This window comes from Caballeronia sp. ATUFL_F1_KS39 (assembly GCF_023630985.1).
Lineage (GTDB): Bacteria > Pseudomonadota > Gammaproteobacteria > Burkholderiales > Burkholderiaceae > Caballeronia > Caballeronia zhejiangensis.
Genome location: NZ_JALQDZ010000112.1, coordinates 1 through 256, shown reverse-complemented (window position 1 = coordinate 256; position 256 = coordinate 1). Strand labels below are relative to the sequence as shown.

At 52.3% G+C, this 256-nt stretch carries 1 protein-coding gene; it reads left to right on the top strand.

Annotated elements, in window-relative coordinates:
- Positions 1-73: 73 nt before the first annotated feature.
- Positions 74-256, top strand: a 183-nt coding sequence (locus NCR93_RS31780; RefSeq protein WP_250532479.1) for a hypothetical protein, incomplete at its 3' end; no start/stop codon positions are given.

Here is a 256-nt window from a genome sequence, read left to right as displayed (position 1 = left end):
CCCCTACACTAACAAGCCCGAGTGGAAGTTTACTGTGCGTCCTAGCTTTGAACTTGCAGACTCTACCCTCGACATGCTGCTCGCAAAGACTGAGCTAGCCGACGAAACTTGGATCGAGTTCGACCTTGAAACCTTCATCCACTCCAAGCACATCCGCTGCGTTGGGCTATCTTGGTCCGTTGAGGAAGCGATCTGCATCCCAGTAACGGACGGATACGCAGACTACTGGGAACCCGAGCAAGAAGCTTATCTAATC